Below are 18,627 nucleotides of genomic sequence, written 5' to 3'. Positions count from 1 at the left end.
GCGGCGACATAGACGCCCTGGCGGCCTTACATAGAATCTGGTTCACGAGCACACCCACCGTGGACGGCGGGTTTTATGGAACGCCCTATTCGAGGGCAGAACTGCTTGAGCTCATCGCGGTGGGGGGCGGTTGTCACCGCCAAAACCCGCTCTGAACTGGTGGGCTATGGTATCCTCGATGCGAGTTCCATGAACTCCAATAGCGTGAAGGCCCGGGATGCGCTCGACCGTCTGATGATGGCGGGCGACCTTCCGGAGGGCCGTTATTGCGGCCGTTTTTCCGCAGCCGTCAGCAAGACCTGGCAGGGCAAAGGCGCCTACCGTCAAATCCTCCGCAATGCGATGCAGTTGGGCATGAGCCGGTTTGATTACTTTTTTGGCGTGGTTGACACCGATCACCCCAAGCGCGCACTTCAGTCGGCGCTGGGCTGGCAAGAGGTCGGGCAAGGCGGAAACGTCTCGTATTTGGTTCTGCCGCTAACGGGGCGCCAGCCAGCAAGCGACTTTGCTGGGTAATCCGGGCACTGGAAAGCCTTGCATGGGCAGCGATGCCTGCCTGCACGACCTATCCGTCAGTCCGGTACAGCGGCAGGTCGAGAATGGCGCGCAGTCCTCCTTCGGCGCGGTTGGCCAGCACCAGGGCACCGCCGTGATAGAGTGCCACATCGCGCGCCACGGTCAGCCCGAGACCGGACCCGCCGGTTGACCGGTTGCGGGACGCTTCGCCGCGCTGGAAGGGCTCCATCAAGCGGTCGATATCGGCTTCAGGAATACCCGGCCCGTTATCCTCGACCTGAACCTTGAGGCGGTCACCGGTCGCATGCACCGACACGAGGGCTTCACCGCCATACTTCTGGGCATTGCTGATCAGATTGGCGATGGCCCGGCGCAGTTTCATGGGATCGCCCTGCACCCACATCACTGCCAATTCACCGTCGAAGCGGGCCACACCGGACAGGGCCGCCTCGTCGACACAGGAGCGGGCCAGCTCACCGATGTCGACCCGCTCGGCTTGGCGCGGCTGACGTGAGTGGCTGTAGTCGATGACATCCGCAATCATCGCTTCCATGCGTTCGATGTCCTCGACCATGCGCTGGCGAGCCGCCGGAGGCGCCTGCTCCGCGCGCAGCCGCAGACCCGTCAATGGCGTACGCAGATCATGCGCCATTGCCGCAACGATGCGCTCGCGGTCTGCCAATTGCGCATCCAGCCGGTCGCGCAAATCATCAATGGCCTGGGCGACCGCAAGAATTTCCGTGGTCCCTTGTACCCTGGCACGGCGCGACAGGTCGCGGCTTTGCGTCGCCTGCACCTGCCCGGCCAGCTCGCGCAGGGGTTTGGCGGTCAGGTTCGCTGCAAACCAGGCCAGAGGCGTCAGGACCACGAGTGTGGTGAGAAAAATCAGGGTCAGCCGCAAGCGCCAATCCGACCAGAAGGACGGCTGCTCACCCATGACGAGCCAATCTCCCTCAGGACGCTGATAGGACGCCAGCATGTAGGGCAAGGGCGTATTTTCCAGCGTGATGATCGATTCAGCCGGAATGGTGTCGATTTGCGGCAAGCCCTCATAGGTGAGCGGCACCGAGAAGTCGTGGTCAGCATTGCGGTGCTGAACCAGCTCAACCCGGGTATCGCTGATGAACACGATCCGCACCTGCGCGACGTCGACATCAATACGCTGCGCCCAGATCGCCTCCAGGGTTTCATCGCGGCGACCTGCAGGTGGCTGTGACTGAATAGCCACCGGAATGTCGAGCGCCTCGGCGAGATCAGGTTCAGCGAGGATGGCGGCCGCCTGCCGCAAGGACATCTGGGCCAGGTTGGGCGTGGGGGTTGTTGCCAAGGCGAGGATATTGGCGACCTGCACGACCAGTGCCGTAAGGCCAATCAGCAGGATCGCCTGCACAAAGGCGGAAACCGGACGCTTGATCATGACTGCACCGTCGCCGTGAACCGGTAGCCTTCGCCGCGCACGGTGGCGATCAGTCGATCGCCATCCGGATTGAGCTTGCCGCGGATCCGGCTCACCGCCAGATCAATGGCCCGGTCAAAGGCCTCGGCATCACGCCCCCGTGCCAGGTCGAGCAATTGATTGCGGGTGAGAATGCGTCCGGGCCGTTCAAGAAAGGCCGTCAGGATCGACACATCACCGGCCGTCAGCCCCACTTCCCCTCCGTCAGGGTCAATCAGGAGGCGCTTTTCATAATCCAGCCTCCAGCGGTCGAACCGGTAAACCCGTCCGGCCTCTGGCGCGCTGTCCTTGCGACGGCGCAATAGCGCCCTTACCCGCGCCAGCAACTCCCGGGGTTCAAAGGGTTTGGAAAGATAATCCGATGCCCCGATCTCGAGGCCAACAATACGGTCTGTGGTCTCACCAAGAGCGCTCAGAACAAGGATCGGCGGACCGTCCTCGCCCAGGCGGCGGCAGACCGAAAGGCCATCTTCGCCAGGCATCATGATATCGAGCACCAACAGGTCGTAATGCCCGCCCTGCATGAGCTCATCCATCTGCGCAGCGCTGTCGGCACTGGTCGTGGCGAAGCCATGATGGCCGAGATATTCGCTCACTGCATCGCGGATACTGGCGTCATCATCGACGATAAGAATGTTGGCCGTTTCAGTCATTTCCGCTCTTTCGCAGACTTTTGTATCCCGAATATGTCCGAGTTTTTCAAAACCATACAATCGGGACATATCGCAGGTAACTCCGCCCCCTAGCGTCAGCCTCAGCACTCAAGCCAAGAGGAGATCGCTATGCACAACCCGTCACCTGCCCTCAACCGTATTCGCAAGACGCTCCTGGTCAGCGCTGCAGTCATGCTGACCAGCCTGACCCCGGTTGCGAGCCTGGCCGATAATCCGGACAACCGGCCGCAGATCCAGAGCCAAGCCGATATACCGCGCAGTGAATACCGTTTGCCCGCCCTGCCCAGCGTCCTGATCATGGACGACCCGGACGCACTCATTCCCCTGCGTGAACAGCTCGATGCCGACGTCACTGGAATTCTGGACGGCTATCAGATCCATGATGTCGCAACTCGCCGCACCCTGCTGGGGCATCTGCTCCGCGTCGCATTTGCCGAAGCCGACTGGAACCGCGTGCTTTCGACGATTGGTGACCTGCAGGCGCTGGAAGACAGCCCGGCAGAACAGGCCGCTGTCGGCTATCTTGAGGCCGCCTATGCCCGGGCCGCGATCGAAACTGGAACTGGAGACGCACAGGATCCACGTTTCCAGGCCGCCTTCCGCGACACATTGAGCGCCCAGCTGACACGCATGGACCTCGCCGTATCCGGTGCCGCCCTGCGCAATGCCAAGAACTCGGCCGAGATCATTTCGCCCGTCCTGCTGCGCGGCGCACTGGAAGGCGCCCTCGACCCCAATGCCGAAGCCCAGGGTCTTGTTGTTGGCCGCGGCACGGTTTCCGTTCTGCTGGCCAATCGCCAGCTCGTGGAATTCCTGCCGCTCAACACCATCACTGCTGAGGTCCTTGGCGAACGTCTGGAAGGTGAGCAGCCGGAAATCCCAGATCTGTGGAGCGAGCGTCTGGTTGATCTGTCTGATCGCGGCCAGCTGACCCCTGTCACCGTTGGCATCTGGGATACCGGCACTGACGTGGCCCTGTTCGGGGACCGCGTCTGGGTCAATCCACAAGAGCGGATCAATGGCCGCGATGATGACGGCAATGGGTTTGTCGATGACGTCAACGGGATTGGTTTCGCGCCCGGCTGGACCCGGTCGACCGGCGTGCTGCGGCCGGTGTCTGAGGACGATGCACCGGTCCTCGATGAGTCCCTGCGTCTGGTGAAAGGCGCCCTGGACATGCAGCTGGGACGCGAAACGCAAGACGCAACCCTCTACCGGTCCACCATGGCCGGCCTTGATGGCGACGAGTTACAGGACTTCCAGCTGCGCATGCAGCGCATGGGCCTTTACCTTCACGGCACCGCAACTGCGGATATTGCCCAGCGCGGCAATCCGGCCATTCGCCTGCTTCCCGTCCGCTTCGACCAGGCCATCGGCACCGTGCCGACGCCCTTTGACGAGGCATTCGCCGAACGCTTTGCCGATTATGTCCACGCTTCCGTCGATTATCTCGACGCTGCCGGTGCCCGCGTGGTCAATATGAGCTGGCGCATCACCACACCACAGATCGAGAGCACGCTGTCCTCGGTCGAGCCGGACACCGAGCGCCGCCGCGAACGCGCCATTGCGATCTTTGACTCGATGAATAATGCCCTGCGCGAGGCGTTCGCGGCCAAGCCGCACATGCTCTTTATCGCCGGTGCCGGCAATGAAAACGAGGATGTCGAATTCGTCCGCTCCATGCCGGCCGGGATCAACCTGCCCAACTTGATCACAGTGGGTGCCGTGGATCAGGCCCTGCAGGACACACACTTCACCAGCTATGGCGGCTCCATCGACGTCTATGCCAACGGCCAGAGCATCCCGAGCCGCGTGCCTGGCGGCCTGGTTCTGCCCCTGTCCGGCACATCGATGTCGGCGCCGCAAGTGAGCAATCTTGCCGCCATGATCTGGGCTCTGGACCCGCAGCTCAGCGTCGCCGAGGTGCGCGAGATGATCCTCGCCAACGCCACCGCAGAGGGCGATCTGGCCCTGCCGGTGATATCCCACGCCGCCACGCTGGCCGGCATGGTAGAGTAGCGAGTACGCCGCCCTCTCGCCGGGTAGAGGTGGCCCGGCGCCAAGGCGCCGGGTCGGAGCGGGCGTAGACAAGTCCCACTGCTTAAAACTCAACTCCCCCTCATTCCGGGCTCGATCCGGGACCTAGAGAGGTCACGCTCGACGCCATCGGGGTACCGGATCGAGTCCGGGATGAAGGTTTTAGGTGTTGATATCCCGCTATATTTCCCCCCGAAATCATTCCGGGGCCTCGTTGCAACGAAGACGTCAATGACTCCAGGAACCGTCAGCGCCCAGAGTCATCCACCCCGGGATAACGCCAGCCCCCGACATGGCGTCGGGGAAAACAACACGCGTGAACGAACGGCACGGGTCCGGGGCGTTCGGCTCAAAGCCAGCATCAAAGAAAGCAAGGAAGGAATGGTGCCTAGGGGCGGATTCGAACCACCGACACGCGGATTTTCAATCCGCTGCTCTACCAACTGAGCTACCCAGGCACTGGTCCGGCTGCGACCAGGGTCGCCATCGGAGAGCGCGGTTTATACGGCGATGATCTCGCCGTGTCCACGGCTTGCACAGCACAAGCGATAAGCTTTTGCAGTTAACCCCTATTCCTCGTTTCGCTTGTCGTAGGGATTGTCGTCGGCCTGATCGGCCGGTTCGCCAGGAATGGTATAGCTATCGCTCATCCATTTGCCCAGATCGAGATCGGCGCAGCGCTTGGAACAGAAGGGTTTGAAGTTGTCATCCGCGGGAGCACGGCAGATCGGACATTTGAACTTGGCCATGTCTAACTCCTAGGCGCGTTTAACGGCATAGCGGTCACGGGCAAAGCCCTCGCGTTCGGCGAGCTCGAAGCGCGGTCCGATGCGCTCGGTCAGGGCCTCGCGCCAGCCGATCGTATCGGCCTCGAGCCAGGTGAAGACCTCCGGGGAGACTTCCAGCACCTGACGCTTGCCGCGATCATGGCTGGCCTCACGCTCGAGACGGCGCAGGGCATCAATGGCGCAGGTTTCGACCGAGCGCCTACCGGTCTCATCGAGCAGGATTTCCCCCAGCGTGCGGCCACGGCGCTGGCGCGCCAGTTCGCCAACACAGAATTGCGACAGCGGGGCTACGTCGACCTTGGCGCGGTCACGCCGGAACGCGCCCCTCAGGGTCTGTTCCACACCCTTGCGCTCGGGCTGGGCGCGCATATGCACGAAATCAATGGCGATAATCCCGCCCAGGCCGCGCAGGCGGATCTGCCGCGCGGCTTCCTTGGCAGCGGACTGGTTGAGCTGCTGGGACAATTTCTGTGCGCCGCCGGGCGCCTTGCGGCCATCGGCATCGACATCGATGACGGTCATGGCGCGGGTCTGCTCGATATAGAGGGAACCACCGCCGGGAATCGGCACGCGCTTGTCCAGCGCCTCATCAAAGGCGGCATCGAGATCAAACTCGGTCTCGTCGGCCCAGACCGCCTCGGCATCACCATGGGCGCGCACCAGGCGCTGGGCCAGGATCGGTGCCGGCTCGAGACATTCCGGCGCCTCACCCTCGTCGACCTCAACAAAGGCCAGATTGGCGCCCTTCTCGGCATAGGCCTCACGGGAGACGCGCACGCCAATGGCCAGGCCTTCATGAAAACCCTTGGGACGGCCGGCCTTGCCGAAGGGCAGAAACGCGTCCTCGCCAATACCGATATCGACAAAGGCGGCATTCAGGGACGGTTCGACACGCTTGACCCGGCCGCGATAGATCTCGCCCTCGACAGCGCGCGAGCCCGCCTCACTCCAGCGATCGATATGCAGCTCGGCGATGCGGCCATTCTCGACCACGGCGGCCCGGGTTTCGCCAATGCTTTCCTCGATGACGATAAGACGGTTCATTCGCTGTCCGCTAGGGCTTGGGCCTCAAGCACCGGATAGCCGGCGCCCTTGAGCAGGTTGATGGTTTCATACAGCGGCAGTCCGACGACGCCGGTATAGGACCCGATCAGATTGACAATGAAACAGCCGGCCCGGCCCTGGATGGCATAGCCACCGGCCTTGCCCTGCCATTCCATACTGTCGAGATAGCCGGCCAGTTCGGCCTCGCTGAGGGGCTTGAACTTGACCCGGGTTTCCACCAGGCGCGAGGTCAGCTGCCCGTCCGGCGCCTTCAGGGCGACACCGGTATGAACCCGGTGCGACCGCCCCGACATCAGGCGCAGGCAGCGCTCGGCTTCACCCCGCTCTTCGGTCTTGGGCAGGATGCGACGGCCGACGCCCACCACCGTATCGGCAGCGAGCACATAGGCATCATCGCCACCAGGGTGGGCGACGGCCTTTTCCTGCGCCAGACGCAAGGCGAGCGGCCCCGGCAATTCGCCAGGGATTTCGCTCTCATCGATATGGGTAGGTTCGATCGCGTCGGGCGCCAGTCCGGCGCCGGTCAGAAGATCGCGGCGGCGCGGTGAGGCGCTGGCCAGAACCAGGCGTGGGCGGGGATGGGCCATCAGGGCCTCCAACATCGCGCAATCACGCCCGGGCTCGTCTTACTTGAAGCGATAAGTGATCCGGCCCTTGGTCAGATCATAGGGCGTCATTTCCACGAGGACCTTGTCACCCGCGAGAACGCGGATGCGGTTCTTGCGCATCTTGCCCGCAGTGTGGGCAATGATTTCGTGGTCGTTTTCAAGCTTCACCCGGAAGGTTGCGTTCGGAAGCAATTCCGTCACCTCGCCGGGAAACTCCAATAACTCTTCTTTCGCCATGCGGCTCCACTTTCATATGCAAAACAGGATTGCGAGTCGGCCTGAGCCGCTCGGCGCGGCGTATATAGTCCTCTCACCCCCATAAAGTCGAGGGTTGATGGGTGTGATTAGCCCATATTCCAGCTGGCAATGCGCGATTTGATCGCCTCACGGGTTTCCCGATAGGCGTTGAGCCGGTCCTCGCGCGTGCCCGGCGTCTCGCTCGGATCGGGGATCGGCCAGGCCTGGAAGAGAGCCCCGGTTTCCTGAGCATACTCACGCGCGGTCCGGTCTGCAGCGGTCGACAGCGAGATCACCACATCGGCCGGCGGATCGCCGACGCCGCGCAGGGCGATGGGCGAGAAGTCCTCCAGATCGATGCCAACCTCCTGCATAACGGCCACGGTGAAGCCATCGACGAAGGCCGCCGGAATAACACCGCAGGACCGGGCGTGGGCTGTCTCCCCATAGGCCAGGCGCCACAGCCCCTCACCCATCGGCGAACGGATGGCATTGCGGCCGCAAACAAACAGGACGGAGGGCGCACTCACGTCGCGGCCCGCCGGTGCAGGGCGCAAATCAGGGTGAACAGCCGCCGCGAAGTATCGAAATCGACCTCGATTTTGCCCGAAAGCCGGTCGCGCAACAGGCTGGAACCTTCATTGTGGACGCCGCGCCGCCCCATATCGATGGCCTCGATCTGGGCCAGCGGCGCATCCCGTACCGCCTCGTAATAGCTTTCGCAGATCAGGAAATAGTCCTTGATGATGCGGCGAAGCGGCCCCAGCGCGAAGACAAAGGCGTGCACCGGGCTGTCGTCTTCCTGGCGGACATCAAAGACCAGGCGGTCGTCCTCGATCGCCAGGCGCAGGGCAAACGGCCCCTCGCCCTCTGCGCTCGGCTTGAAACTATTGCCCTCCAGGAGGTCAGCAATCGCCACCCGGCGTTCGTGATCGGCATTGACATCGCCCGGCCCCATGCTCGGCGCATCAAGGTCGATACGGACAATTCGGTGGGTCTCGCTCATGCCTTGCCCGTCTCTTGGTCAATCTCGTGCGTCGGCTGGCTGGCGGCCGGCCAAGGCTCACTGATATCGACCATAACGGCATCGATACACTCGACGCGCAAGCGCAACTCGCCGCCGCCGGAGAAAATCATCACGATCTCGCCGGACGGCGCCTCGGCCGTCTCGAAAGTGATGGAGAGCAGGCTCACCACCGCATCGTCAGCGCCCTGGCGGATGTTCTGAGACCGTGCCTCACCGACCTGGGCGAATTGCAGCCCGGTGCGCACGCGCTGTTTGCGCCCGCCCGCTTCCCAGCGATAGCGGTTCAGCGCCAGGGTGAACTCGCCCTTGCGGCGGGAAAACTCGAAATCGCCCAGCTGCGCGATGGCGTCCTGCAGGGCCGCGCTGATGGGTTCCAGATCGGCCGGGTCGACCGCGCTCAGGCGCAGCGGCTGAAACGGTGTAGGCAAGATCTGGCCCTTTCTGCGTGGTCCGCTAGTCGGAGAGACGCTGGATCTTGGCCCCGCACTTGGTGAGCTTTTCTTCCAGCCGTTCGAATCCCCGGTCGAGATGATAGACCCGGTTGACCACGGTTTCCCCTTCCGCCGCAAGCCCTGCGATAACCAGACTGACGGATGCGCGCAGATCGGTGGCCATCACCGGGGCGCCAACCAGCTTGTCGACACCGCGGACAATGGCTTCATTCCCGTGCACCGAGATATCAGCACCAAGGCGCGCCAGCTCCGGAGCGTGCATGAAACGGTTCTCGAAAATCGTTTCGCGCACCACTGACGTGCCCTCGGCGGTCGCCATGAAGGCCATGAATTGCGCCTGCGCATCGGTCGGGAAGCCCGGATAGGGCTGGGTTTCGATATCAACGCCCTTGATGGTGGAGCCATTGCGCGCCACGCGCACGCCGCCTTCGACGGCCTCGGCGGTCGCGCCGGCATCATTCATCGCCCGCCACAGCACCTTGTTATGCTCCCAGCGCGCACCCTTGAGCAGGACATCGCCACCCGCAGCAGCTACAGCTAGCGCGTAGGTGGCGGTCTCAATCCGGTCGGCGACGACAGGATGGGTGACGCCCTTGAGACGATCCCGCCCCTGGACACGAATGGTGCTGGTGCCAGCCCCCTCGACGAGCGCGCCCATGGCCGTCAGGCAATCGGCCAGGTCGGCGATTTCCGGTTCGCGTGCGGCGTTGTCGATGACCGTCTCGCCCTTGGCTAGGGACGCGGCCAGCATGGCGTGCTCGGTCGCTCCGACTGAGGCGAAAGGCAGTTCGATCTCACCGCCGACCAGCCCACCCTTGGGCGCCGTCGCCTCGACATAGCCTTCGGACAACTCAATCTGCGCCCCCAGCGCTTCAAGCGCCTTGAGGTGCAGGTCGACGGGTCGCGCGCCAATGGCACAACCACCCGGCAAGGACACTTTGGCTCGGCCTTCGCGGGCGACGAGCGGGCCGAGTACGTTGAAGGTCGCGCGCATTTTGCGCACCAGATCGTAGGGTGCGTAGGTGTCGGTGATGGTGCCCGCATGCAATTGCATCTGCGAGCCCGGCCCCTCTTCCACCTTGACGCCCAGACGCGCCAGGAGATGGCCCATGAAGCGGCTATCGGCCAGGCGGGGCATGGAGGTTAGCGTGACCGGTTCATCGGTCAGCAGGGCGGCCGCCATGAGCTTCAATGCTGAATTCTTGGCACCGCTAATGCCGATTTCACCGTTCAGGCTTGCCCCGCCCTCGATGACGATCCGATCCATGAAAACTCCCCAATCCAGATGCGGCCCGCATGAGGCGGCGCGATGCGGGCGGGATTATGACCGCTCTGGGGAATTTTCCGAGCCATCATCCGCAGCATCAGCCGCATTTTCGTCACGCCGCGGGGCCTTGCGGCGGCGCAGATTGGCGCGCAGGGCTTCCGCCAGACGCTCTTCCTTGGTCAAAGGCGCTTGTTTTGCAGGCTTGCGGCGGCCTGCCGGGGGCGTGTCAGATGCATTACTCATGTAATTGGTCATGTCGAACGCTGCTCTTCACGTCAAGACGCTCTTGGCGGCGCCGCGAGCTTGGGTTATACGCCCGGTCCTGTTTCGCGCACGCGCGAACCGGCGCCGCGGTAGCTCAGTGGTAGAGCGCACCCTTGGTAAGGGTGAGGCCGAGAGTTCAATTCTCTCTCGCGGCACCATTTCTCCCAGTTTTACTGTATCCTCGCTAAGTTGAGCAGTCTTGCCTTTGTCTTCCTGCGTCTCCGCGCGCTGGACGCGAAAGCTCCGCTTCTCTAATCTGAGATGATCAGGGATCCGGGGGGATTTTCATCATGGCTGGAGATGGCGCTCGCGCGCTGGGTGCGCTTGTCGTGGCGAGTGGACTGGCGGTTGCGGCTGTACAGGCCGCGCCTTATCTGCCGCGCACCGAAAGCGAAGCCGCCATGCCGGCGGAGATGGTCTACACCATTATCAATCTGACCGAGGATTATGATGTCCTCGTTCGTTGCCCCCTCGAACTCGACGACGCCAAAGCCCAGGCCGAGGCCGGGATGAGCAGCCTTTCGGTGACACCGGTTTACAGCCCGATCGCTGACGGCCCTGGCGTGCTGGTGCACGAGGTCACGGCGAATCTGGCCCCTGGGGCTGATGATTGTCGATGGACCAGCCAGGCCCGCTACGGCGGAGGCACAACGCCCGCGGTCAGCGATCGTCCTGACCGTCCCTATTCCAGCCTGGATCGTGCCAGCCGGGCCATCGCGCTGGATTGATATTTGTCCACGGCTCAGCCGGGCTCTAGGCTGACATCTAGCGAATCTGGACCCCGTGATGAGCACGCCCTTTTTTCCGCCCGTCGAGCCGCACCGTTCCGGTCGCCTGCCGGTTGGCGATGGACATGAATTATACTGGGAGCAAGTCGGCAATCCGCACGGCACGCCACTGATCATCCTTCATGGTGGTCCCGGCTCGGGGTGTTCGCCGAAATACCGTCAGCTCTTCGACCCGGATCGCTACAGCATCACCTTGATGGACCAACGCGGTGCGGGGCGTTCGACCCCGCATCTCCAGCTGGAGGGCAACACCACCGAGGCCCTCATTGCAGACATTGAGGCATTACGCAGCGCCCTCGACATCGAGCAGTGGATTGCATTTGGCCCGTCCTGGGGGTCCACCCTCGCACTCGCTTATGCCCAGACGCATCCCGGCTCGGTACTCGGCCTCGTCGTTGAAGCGGTTTTTCTCGGCACCGATGAAGAGCTGGACTGGTGGCACGACAGCGCTGGCGCGCCGCTCTTCTATCCGGATGCCTGGGCTGACTTCTCAGGTCCGATGCCCAAAGCCGCGAAACGGTCCGCCGGAGACGTGCTTGAGTGGTGTTTCGACGCGATGCGCGAGGAACAGGCCGAGGGTTACCCGATACTGCGCCAGCTGCCCGACCCCGGCGTGCCGATCGAGACCTTGCGGCAATCCACCCTCTATCGCTGGACGGAATACGAAGAACGCTTGTCGTATCTTGAGGTGACACCGCAGGCTGCTCGCGAAGCCTTCGCGGCGCGCGGTTGGCAATATGTCGCCGCGCATTCACTGATCGAAGCGCACTATTTCAGGAACAACTGCTTCCTCGAACCGGACCAGCTGATACGCGATGCCGGCACGCTTGCCGGCATTCCCATGGCCATCCTGCACAGCCGGTTCGACATGGTCTGCCCGCCCCGCTCAGCCTTCCGCCTGGCCGAGGCCTGTCCGCATGCAGATTTCCAGCTTATCGGGGTCAATGGCCATGGCATGACCGATGCCAGCCAGATCGAGCTCAATGCCATGATGCAGCGGCTCGATACACGCCTGCGCTAGTCCGGCGCGAGCGGCAGGAGCGCATGGATGGCAATGGCCACGCTGCCTCCAGCGAAATCACCGCCATTGGCGCTGAGCACGATCGGCGTTTCGTCATAAAAGGCCTGCGGTCCGATCACGCCGATATTGGCGGCGCCGGGCGCAGTCCCCAGCGAACCCCCGAATTTTGACCGCTCCCCGGCGACACCACAATCAAAACTCGTCGCCCCGCTGATGGCCGATTTCGTTCGCACCGAAACCCCCAGCAGCACAGCGCGGTCCGGGATGGATACGCTGGAGGTCACACTGGCCCCAGCCAATGACGTCAAGGTTTCAGCGACAATGATGGCCCGGGTCTGTGCGCCTCCGGCATCTGCGGCGAGCACCTGATCCGGCAAGCCGGTCTGCCAGCCTCCGCCCTGAAAGATGCAATCGACCGCTTCATCGCGAACATGGGCCCTCCACCCGTCCCGCGGCGTGGCGTTCGACCAATAGCCGTCACGGAAGATCGCGACATCGCCAGCCGTGAAATACATCCACTCCGCACCGCTGGCAGTATCCGGGATGATCCAGCGCCCGCCCTGTTGAGGCGCTGCGGGCTGGCTGGTGAGCGTGCGGCTTTCCACGCTGAGCTGAACGAGCGCATCGAGGCGTAGCAGGGCTTCATTCACCGTGACGTGTTTTTGCGCCTGGTCGGGCATGACCAGGGGCAGATCGAGTTGTGACGTTGTCTCGCTCATCGCATGTCTCCCTACCGTCTTGCGGCCAGCATGAGCGGTTTTGGGCAGACGTGGATAAGCACACACGCTATCCATGCGCAGAGCCCGGCCTTGACGCCGCGGCAGCGGACCGATTTCTTCCGCCCAAACAGGCCAAAGCCCCAAGGGGAGATTCCCGAGCATGAGTGAAACGCTCCACACCCTGGCTGCCGGATTTCCGGCCAAAGCAGACGCGGATTGGCGCGCCCTGGCGGAAAAGGCCCTGCGCGGCGCCGATTTCAACAGCACGCTGGGCCGGACAACGGCCGACGGGATCTCCCGCGGTGGCACGATGTTCACCCGCCCGCAGGGAAGTGGCGCCGTCGATGCGCGGGAGAAAGACGTCTTCCTGCCCTGGGGCATGCGCCAGACGCTGGTGGAAGCGACGGCCGAAGACGCCAATGCTGCGGCGCTGGCCGATCTCATGGGCGGTGTTTCCGAGCTCGAACTGAAGCTCGATCCGAATGGTCAAACCGGCCTGAACGCCATTGATATCGATGATATGGACGCGGCCCTGAAAGGCGTGGACCTGTCCATTGCGCCGGTTCACCTCGACACGGTTCTCGGCCAGGGCACGCATGCCCATACCCTGCTGGCGCTCTATGCCCGGCGGCGGATTGATGGTGAAGGTCTCAGGGGCGGGCTCGGCCTCAATCCGATCGGACGTGCGGCGCGCCAGGGCGGCGCGCTGGATCCGGAATGTTTCAACAAGGCCAAGGGCTTGGTCGATCTGGCCCAGGCGGCTTTTCCGCAATTGACGATATTCCGCGCTGACGGCGCTCTTGCTTTTGAAGCCGGGGCCAGTGAAGCTCAGGAACTGGCCACCATGGCGGCCTCCGTGGCTGCCTATATGAGGCTGATGGGCGATAGCGGGCTGGACGCGAACACGGCGGCGCAGGCCATCGAACTGCGCCTCAGCGCCGATGCGGACATCCATCTGACGATCGCCAAACTGCGCGCCGCGCGTCGCATTTTCGCGCGCATTGTGTCCAGTTTCGGTGCTGACGGGGATGCCATCCGGGCCAATATCCACGCGGTTAGCGCCTGTCGTATGCTTTCAGCGAAGGATCCCTGGACCAATCTGATCCGCAATGCCTGCGCCGGCTTCGCCGCAGCGTCCGGCGGTGCCGATGCGATCACCATCCGCCCGCTCACCGATGCGATCGGCCGCCCCTCAGGTTTTGCCCGCCGGGTGGCGCGCAATCTTCACATCCTGCTGGCCGAGGAAAGCCATATCGGCAAGGTCACTGATCCGGCCGCCGGCAGCTATCTGCACGAAACGCTGGCGGAAAACCTGGCGCAATCGGCCTGGGCCCTGTTCCAGGAGATCGAACGTCGCGGCGGTCTGGCAGCCGCCTTTGCCGAGGGCTGGCTGCAGGGCGAGATCGCCAAGGCTCGCGAGGCCAAACTGAAACGCATTGCCGAGGGCGAGGAGATCATTCTCGGCGTCACGAAATACCCGGACCCGGATCCTCGCGCGGTTGAGACGACCGGACCCTGGCCGTTGATCGAAGAGCCGGAAACGGCGTTGAAACCGGTTTTCCTGGCCGAACAGTTCGAGGGAGCGGAATAATGAGCATGAGCCCCGACTTCACCCAGATCGAACTTGGCCCGAACGACAATAATGGCGGCGGCGGCAATCGTCGTGAATGGGCGCCGGCTGAGGGCATTCCCATCGCCTCGCAATATGGTGCGAGCGATATCGACGGCCTCGACTTTCTGCAAAGCGTGCCGGGCGCAGCGCCCTTTGTGCGTGGCCCCTACCCGACCATGTATGGCCAGCGCCCCTGGACGATCCGGCAATATGCCGGCTTCTCCACGGCGGAAGACTCCAACGCCTTTTACCGCCGCAATCTGGCTGCCGGCCAGAAAGGCCTCTCCGTCGCCTTCGACCTGGCCACCCACCGCGGCTATGACAGCGACCATCCGCGCGTCGCCGGTGATGTCGGCATGGCTGGTGTGGCCATCGACAGTATCTACGACATGCGCACCCTGTTCGACGGTATTCCGCTCGACCAGATGTCGGTGTCGATGACGATGAATGGCGCCGTGCTGCCGATCATGGCGCTCTATATCGTCGCCGCCGAGGAACAGGGCGTCAGCCCGGACAAGCTCTCCGGCACGATCCAGAACGACATCCTCAAAGAGTTCATGGTGCGGAACACCTATATCTATCCGCCCCTGCCCTCGATGCGGATCATCTCGGATATCTTCGCCTACACCTCGGCTCACATGCCGAAATTCAACTCGATCTCGATCTCCGGCTATCACATGCAGGAAGCCGGAGCGCCGGCCGATCTGGAGCTGGCCTACACCATTGCCGACGGGCTGGAATATATCCGCACCGGTGTTGATGCGGGCCTCGATGTCGACGCCTTTGCGCCGCGCCTCTCCTTCTTCTTCGGCATTGGCATGAATGTCTTTATGGAGATCGCCAAGCTGCGCGCCGCGCGCCTGCTCTGGGCCAAGCTGGTCAAGGAGCGTTTTGCGCCCAAATCGGACAAGTCGATCTGCCTGCGCACGCACTGCCAGACCTCGGGCTGGTCGCTGACAGCCCAGGACGTGTTCAACAATGTTGGCCGCACGGCGCTGGAAGCGATCGCGGCTGTGGATGGCCACACCCAGTCCCTGCACACCAATTCCCTGGATGAGGCGCTGGCCCTGCCGACGGATTTCTCCGCCCGGATCGCCCGCAATACCCAGCTCCTCTTGCAGACCGAAGCGCATCTCTGCGACACGGCAGACCCGTGGGGCGGCAGCTATTATGTCGAACGCCTGACCCATGATCTCGCTGCCAAGGCGCTGAAACATATCGAGGAAGTCGACGCGCTGGGCGGTATGGCCAAGGCCATTGATGAAGGCATTCCCAAACTGCGCATCGAGGAAGCCGCCGCCCGCACCCAGGCGATGATCGACAGCGCCCAGCAGACCATTACCGGCGTCAATAAATTCCGCCTCAACGAGGAAGAAGACGTGCCGGTGCTGAAGGTCGACAATTATCTCGTCCGCAAGCAGCAGACCGAGAAGCTTGAACGCCTGCGCAATGAGCGCGATCCCGGCGAGGTCGGCGCGGCGCTCGACGCCCTGGCCGAGGCCGCACAATCGGGTGAAGGCAATCTCCTCGCCCTGGCCGTCGACGCGGCCCGCGCCAAGGCGACAGTGGGCGAGATCTCCGACGCCATGGAGCGCTCCTTCAATCGCCATGTCGCCAAGATCAAGGCGGTCGAGGGGGTCTACGCGGCAGCCGCCGGCGATGATGACAAGGTCGCCGCCGCCAAGCGCTATGCCGCGAGCTTCCTGACCAGGACCGGCCGCAAGCCGAAAATCCTCATCGCCAAGCTCGGCCAGGACGGCCATGACCGCGGCCAGAAAGTCGTCGCCTCGGCCTATATGGATCTGGGCTGGGAGGTGGTCATCGGCCCGCTCTTCCAGACCCCGGAAGAAGCCGCCGCGCTCGCCGTCAGCGAAAACGTTCACGCCGCCGCCGCCTCATCACTGGCTGCGGGCCACCTCACCCTGGTGCCGGAATTGCGCGATGCGCTGCGCGATCAGGGCCGCGAGGACATCCTCGTCATCGTCGGCGGCGTCATCCCGCCCGACGACGAACCGGTCCTGCGCCAGATGGGCGCCGCAGCGGTCTTCCCGCCGGGTACGGTGATCGCGGATAGTGCGGTCGTGATGCTGGAGCGTATGGGCGTCGAGCTGGAAGAGGCCTAGCCCGTCCCAGCGAGACAGACACAAAAACCTGCGCTATAAACTCTTCGGCAATAGCGGAAGGGGTTCAACATGCTGCGTGTCATCTCCAGTGCCGTCGGGCTGGCGCTGCTGGCCCTGTCTTCTCCGGCCATGGCCCAGGGGATCGGGCAGATTCCCTATATCGAGCAGTCACTGGATTCGCTGGAGTACGAGTTCAGTTCAGTCGGGGTCAGCCGGACCTGGAGTTATGAAATCCAGTCCCTGCGCAACGATCAGTATCGCGACCACACCTTTCAACTCACCGAGCCAGGCTATATCGGCGTCGGCAGCGATACCGACACGCGCCGGATCCGCTTGTCCAGGCTTGAAGACGGGCGCCCGTCCAGCCGGTATACGGACGGCGGCAACCGGTCGGCCAATCTCTATTTCAACCGCGCCGGGACCTACACGGTCCGCGTTTATGTCGAGGATTGCAGCGAGTCCTGGTGCTTTTATTCGATCATGACCGGCTATCGCTAATCCGGCCACGTCCCAGCCCCAGCCCCAGCCCCAGCGAAGGATGTTCCCATGCGTATTCTCCTGCCCCTCGCGCTGATGCTGAGCCTGGCCGCCTGCGCCAGCGCGCCGACGGTTTACGGCCCGTCCGGCGATAGCGATCGCGGTTTCTCGGAGCAGCAGATCGAAAGCGACCGCTTCCGCGTGCATTTCGATGCCGGCTCCGATGTCGACTTTACCGAGGCAGAAGACCTCGCCCTGCGCCGCGCGGCCGAGCTGACGCTGGAACAGGGCGGAGACTGGTTCCTGGTCGTGGCCCGCCTGCGCGACGGCAATGACCGCAACCCGGTCCGTCTTGGCGGTTCGGTGAGCCAGACGGTCGGTAATCGGGGTTATTCCGGATCATCGGTTGGGCTAGGCATCCGCATCGACCAGTCCGCCGGTGAGAAACGGGTGACGCTGGAAATCCTGGTGCGCTCGGGTGAGCCCGCAGATGGGCCGGATGCCTATGATGCGCGCGATGTGCTGGCGCGGGTGGTGTACTAACCCTCCGCCAACAGCCCCAGCTCGCGCTGCCGTTTCTTCGTCAGTCCGGACGCGACAATGCGATGGCTTTCGCGGATATAATCGCGCAACGCCTCGTCATCGAGGCCGGGGGCATCATAGTGCTGGATCCAGGTCATGCCGCGTGACGCCAGATAGGGCGCCGGGCGCAGGCCGGGTTGCTCCTGCAGGATCTCAAAGGAGATGTCGGAGACCTTGAAGGAGAAGCGCGGCGGCTCATCGCCGGTGAAACCGGCCACGACAAATACCTTGCCGCCGACCTACCAGACATCGCTATGGCCCCACTGCACGACATGGCTGGTCGCCGGGAGATCTGCGCAAAAGGCCTGGAAGGTGTCGCGGTCCATTACGGATCAGGCGAGGGTTTTGGCCTGGCCGACCCAGTCATCGCGGGTGATGCGGCCGCGGCCATTGATTTTCTCGTCCCAGCTGGCGATGTCGGCATCGCTCCAGGCGGCGATCTGGGCAAAGCGCGTGACGCCACCGTCCGCCAGGGCAGCAGCAGCCTTGGGGCCGAGCCCCTTGATCCGGGTCAAGTCATCCTGGACGGCGGCCGCCGGTGATTTTTCCACAGGCTTGTCCACAGACTTTTCGACAGACTTATCAACAGGCTTTCCCACAGGCTTCGCCGCCTTGGCTGCGGCTTTCTTGGCAGCCGGCTTGGCCTTGGGCTTGGTCTCAGCCGCCGGCATGGCTGCGGCGCCGGTCTTGATGCTCTCTTCCGCTTCGGCCTGTGGTGGCTCGGCGCGCGCTTCGGCCTCACCGAGACGACGGGCCAGGTTCTCGTTTTCCTGGCGCAACCGGGCCGCATCCGCGAGGGCCTGATCCGCTTCCGCACTGCGGGCATCGCCAGACCAGATCTGCCGGCCGAAGAACAGCCCCAGCGCAAAAGAGATGAGAAGCACAAAGCCCATCTGCCAAATCAGGTAGAACAT

21 protein-coding genes, 2 tRNA genes and 1 pseudogene are annotated in these 18,627 nt (G+C 63.3%); 9 read left to right on the top strand and 15 right to left on the bottom strand.

All coding sequences use genetic code 11. The features are described from left to right. The first annotated feature begins 75 nt into the window (after positions 1–75). Positions 76–516, top strand: coding sequence for a hypothetical protein (locus Q1V51_RS02175; protein ID WP_300552221.1), 441 nt, complete (start codon positions 76–78; stop codon positions 514–516). Between the two features lie 49 nt (positions 517–565). On the opposite strand, the gene Q1V51_RS02170 is transcribed toward Q1V51_RS02175, so the two are convergent. After that, positions 566–1,933 carry an ATP-binding protein gene (locus Q1V51_RS02170; RefSeq protein ID WP_300552218.1) on the bottom strand — a complete coding sequence of 456 codons (1,368 nt, stop codon included), beginning with the start codon at positions 1,931–1,933 and terminating at the stop codon, positions 566–568. Further along, entirely contained in the window at positions 1,930–2,625 is a 696-nt protein-coding gene (locus Q1V51_RS02165) for a response regulator (RefSeq protein WP_300552215.1), read from the bottom strand. Before Q1V51_RS02165 ends, Q1V51_RS02170 begins: the two co-directional genes overlap by 4 nt. A gap of 129 nt (positions 2,626–2,754) precedes the next feature. Here Q1V51_RS02165 and Q1V51_RS02160 point away from each other — a divergent pair, with 129 nt between their 5' ends. After that, positions 2,755–4,665, top strand: a complete 1,911-nt coding sequence (locus tag Q1V51_RS02160) for a S8 family serine peptidase (protein WP_300552212.1) — start codon at positions 2,755–2,757, stop codon at positions 4,663–4,665. A gap of 400 nt (positions 4,666–5,065) precedes the next feature. On the opposite strand, the gene Q1V51_RS02155 is transcribed toward Q1V51_RS02160, so the two are convergent. The 10 genes from Q1V51_RS02155 to Q1V51_RS02110 all read right to left on the bottom strand — a co-directional run bounded on the left by Q1V51_RS02155 (position 5,066) and on the right by Q1V51_RS02110 (position 10,370). Next, positions 5,066–5,141: transfer RNA gene (locus Q1V51_RS02155), tRNA-Phe, on the bottom strand. 111 nt (positions 5,142–5,252) lie between these two features. Next, entirely contained in the window at positions 5,253–5,432 is a 180-nt protein-coding gene (gene yacG / locus Q1V51_RS02150; protein ID WP_300552209.1) for a DNA gyrase inhibitor YacG, read from the bottom strand. Between the two features lie 9 nt (positions 5,433–5,441). Then, on the bottom strand, positions 5,442–6,515 hold the full coding sequence (locus tag Q1V51_RS02145) for a ribonuclease E/G (protein WP_300552207.1): 1,074 nt from the start codon (positions 6,513–6,515) through the stop codon (positions 5,442–5,444). Further along, positions 6,512–7,123 carry a Maf family nucleotide pyrophosphatase gene (locus Q1V51_RS02140; protein ID WP_300552204.1) on the bottom strand — a complete coding sequence of 204 codons (612 nt, stop codon included), beginning with the start codon at positions 7,121–7,123 and terminating at the stop codon, positions 6,512–6,514. The genes Q1V51_RS02145 and Q1V51_RS02140 overlap by 4 nt, the downstream gene beginning before the upstream one ends. A 39-nt stretch (positions 7,124–7,162) precedes the next feature. After that, entirely contained in the window at positions 7,163–7,381 is a 219-nt protein-coding gene (gene infA / locus Q1V51_RS02135) for a translation initiation factor IF-1 (RefSeq protein ID WP_019961978.1), read from the bottom strand. A 107-nt stretch (positions 7,382–7,488) separates the two neighbouring features. Next, complete coding sequence (locus Q1V51_RS02130; protein ID WP_300552201.1) at positions 7,489–7,911, bottom strand: low molecular weight phosphatase family protein; 423 nt, start codon at positions 7,909–7,911, stop codon at positions 7,489–7,491. Further along, entirely contained in the window at positions 7,908–8,387 is a 480-nt protein-coding gene (locus Q1V51_RS02125; protein WP_300552199.1) for a UPF0262 family protein, read from the bottom strand. Before Q1V51_RS02125 ends, Q1V51_RS02130 begins: the two co-directional genes overlap by 4 nt. Continuing rightward, positions 8,384–8,836: a DUF2948 family protein gene (locus Q1V51_RS02120; RefSeq protein ID WP_300552196.1), complete on the bottom strand. Its 453-nt coding sequence runs from the start codon at positions 8,834–8,836 to the stop codon at positions 8,384–8,386. The genes Q1V51_RS02125 and Q1V51_RS02120 overlap by 4 nt, the downstream gene beginning before the upstream one ends. A 25-nt stretch (positions 8,837–8,861) precedes the next feature. Further along, positions 8,862–10,127 (bottom strand): UDP-N-acetylglucosamine 1-carboxyvinyltransferase, encoded by a 1,266-nt coding sequence (gene murA / locus Q1V51_RS02115; protein WP_300552193.1) that lies wholly within the window; start codon positions 10,125–10,127, stop codon positions 8,862–8,864. Positions 10,128–10,181: 54 nt separating this feature from the next. Beyond that, positions 10,182–10,370, bottom strand: a complete 189-nt coding sequence (locus Q1V51_RS02110) for a hypothetical protein (RefSeq protein WP_300552191.1) — start codon at positions 10,368–10,370, stop codon at positions 10,182–10,184. Between the two features lie 104 nt (positions 10,371–10,474). Here Q1V51_RS02110 and Q1V51_RS02105 point away from each other — a divergent pair. From Q1V51_RS02105 to pip, 3 genes are all read left to right on the top strand, one after another. Beyond that, a tRNA-Thr gene (locus tag Q1V51_RS02105) sits at positions 10,475–10,549 on the top strand. Between the two features lie 132 nt (positions 10,550–10,681). Then, entirely contained in the window at positions 10,682–11,119 is a 438-nt protein-coding gene (locus tag Q1V51_RS02100; RefSeq protein ID WP_300552188.1) for a hypothetical protein, read from the top strand. Positions 11,120–11,177: 58 nt separating this feature from the next. Further along, complete coding sequence (gene pip / locus Q1V51_RS02095) at positions 11,178–12,200, top strand: prolyl aminopeptidase (protein WP_300552185.1); 1,023 nt, start codon at positions 11,178–11,180, stop codon at positions 12,198–12,200. On the opposite strand, the gene Q1V51_RS02090 is transcribed toward pip, so the two are convergent. After that, on the bottom strand, positions 12,197–12,919 hold the full coding sequence (locus Q1V51_RS02090) for a DUF2793 domain-containing protein (protein ID WP_300552182.1): 723 nt from the start codon (positions 12,917–12,919) through the stop codon (positions 12,197–12,199). The genes pip and Q1V51_RS02090 overlap by 4 nt on opposite strands. Positions 12,920–13,079: 160 nt before the next feature. Here Q1V51_RS02090 and Q1V51_RS02085 point away from each other — a divergent pair, with 160 nt between their 5' ends. From Q1V51_RS02085 to Q1V51_RS02070, 4 genes are all read left to right on the top strand, one after another. Beyond that, positions 13,080–14,510 (top strand): methylmalonyl-CoA mutase family protein, encoded by a 1,431-nt coding sequence (locus tag Q1V51_RS02085; RefSeq protein ID WP_300552179.1) that lies wholly within the window; start codon positions 13,080–13,082, stop codon positions 14,508–14,510. Then, positions 14,510–16,654, top strand: a complete 2,145-nt coding sequence (scpA, locus tag Q1V51_RS02080) for a methylmalonyl-CoA mutase (protein ID WP_300552176.1) — start codon at positions 14,510–14,512, stop codon at positions 16,652–16,654. The genes Q1V51_RS02085 and scpA overlap by 1 nt, the downstream gene beginning before the upstream one ends. A 69-nt stretch (positions 16,655–16,723) precedes the next feature. Continuing rightward, the gene (locus Q1V51_RS02075) at positions 16,724–17,152 is read left to right on the top strand and encodes a hypothetical protein (protein WP_300552174.1); all 429 of its coding nucleotides are present in this window, start codon (positions 16,724–16,726) and stop codon (positions 17,150–17,152) included. 48 nt (positions 17,153–17,200) lie between these two features. Then, entirely contained in the window at positions 17,201–17,674 is a 474-nt protein-coding gene (locus Q1V51_RS02070) for a hypothetical protein (RefSeq protein WP_300552172.1), read from the top strand. On the opposite strand, the pseudogene Q1V51_RS02065 reads toward Q1V51_RS02070, so the two are convergent. Both Q1V51_RS02065 and Q1V51_RS02060 read right to left on the bottom strand, forming a co-directional pair. Further along, positions 17,671–18,039 (bottom strand): annotated as a pseudogene (locus Q1V51_RS02065) (MmcQ/YjbR family DNA-binding protein). The gene Q1V51_RS02070 and the pseudogene Q1V51_RS02065 overlap by 4 nt on opposite strands. 6 nt (positions 18,040–18,045) lie before the next feature. Next, positions 18,046–18,627 (bottom strand): hypothetical protein, encoded by a 582-nt coding sequence (locus Q1V51_RS02060; protein ID WP_300552169.1) that lies wholly within the window; start codon positions 18,625–18,627, stop codon positions 18,046–18,048.

Origin of the sequence: Maricaulis sp. (assembly GCF_030149235.1) — a bacterium.
Lineage (GTDB): Bacteria > Pseudomonadota > Alphaproteobacteria > Caulobacterales > Maricaulaceae > Maricaulis.
This window is presented reverse-complemented; position numbering and strand designations above follow the sequence as displayed.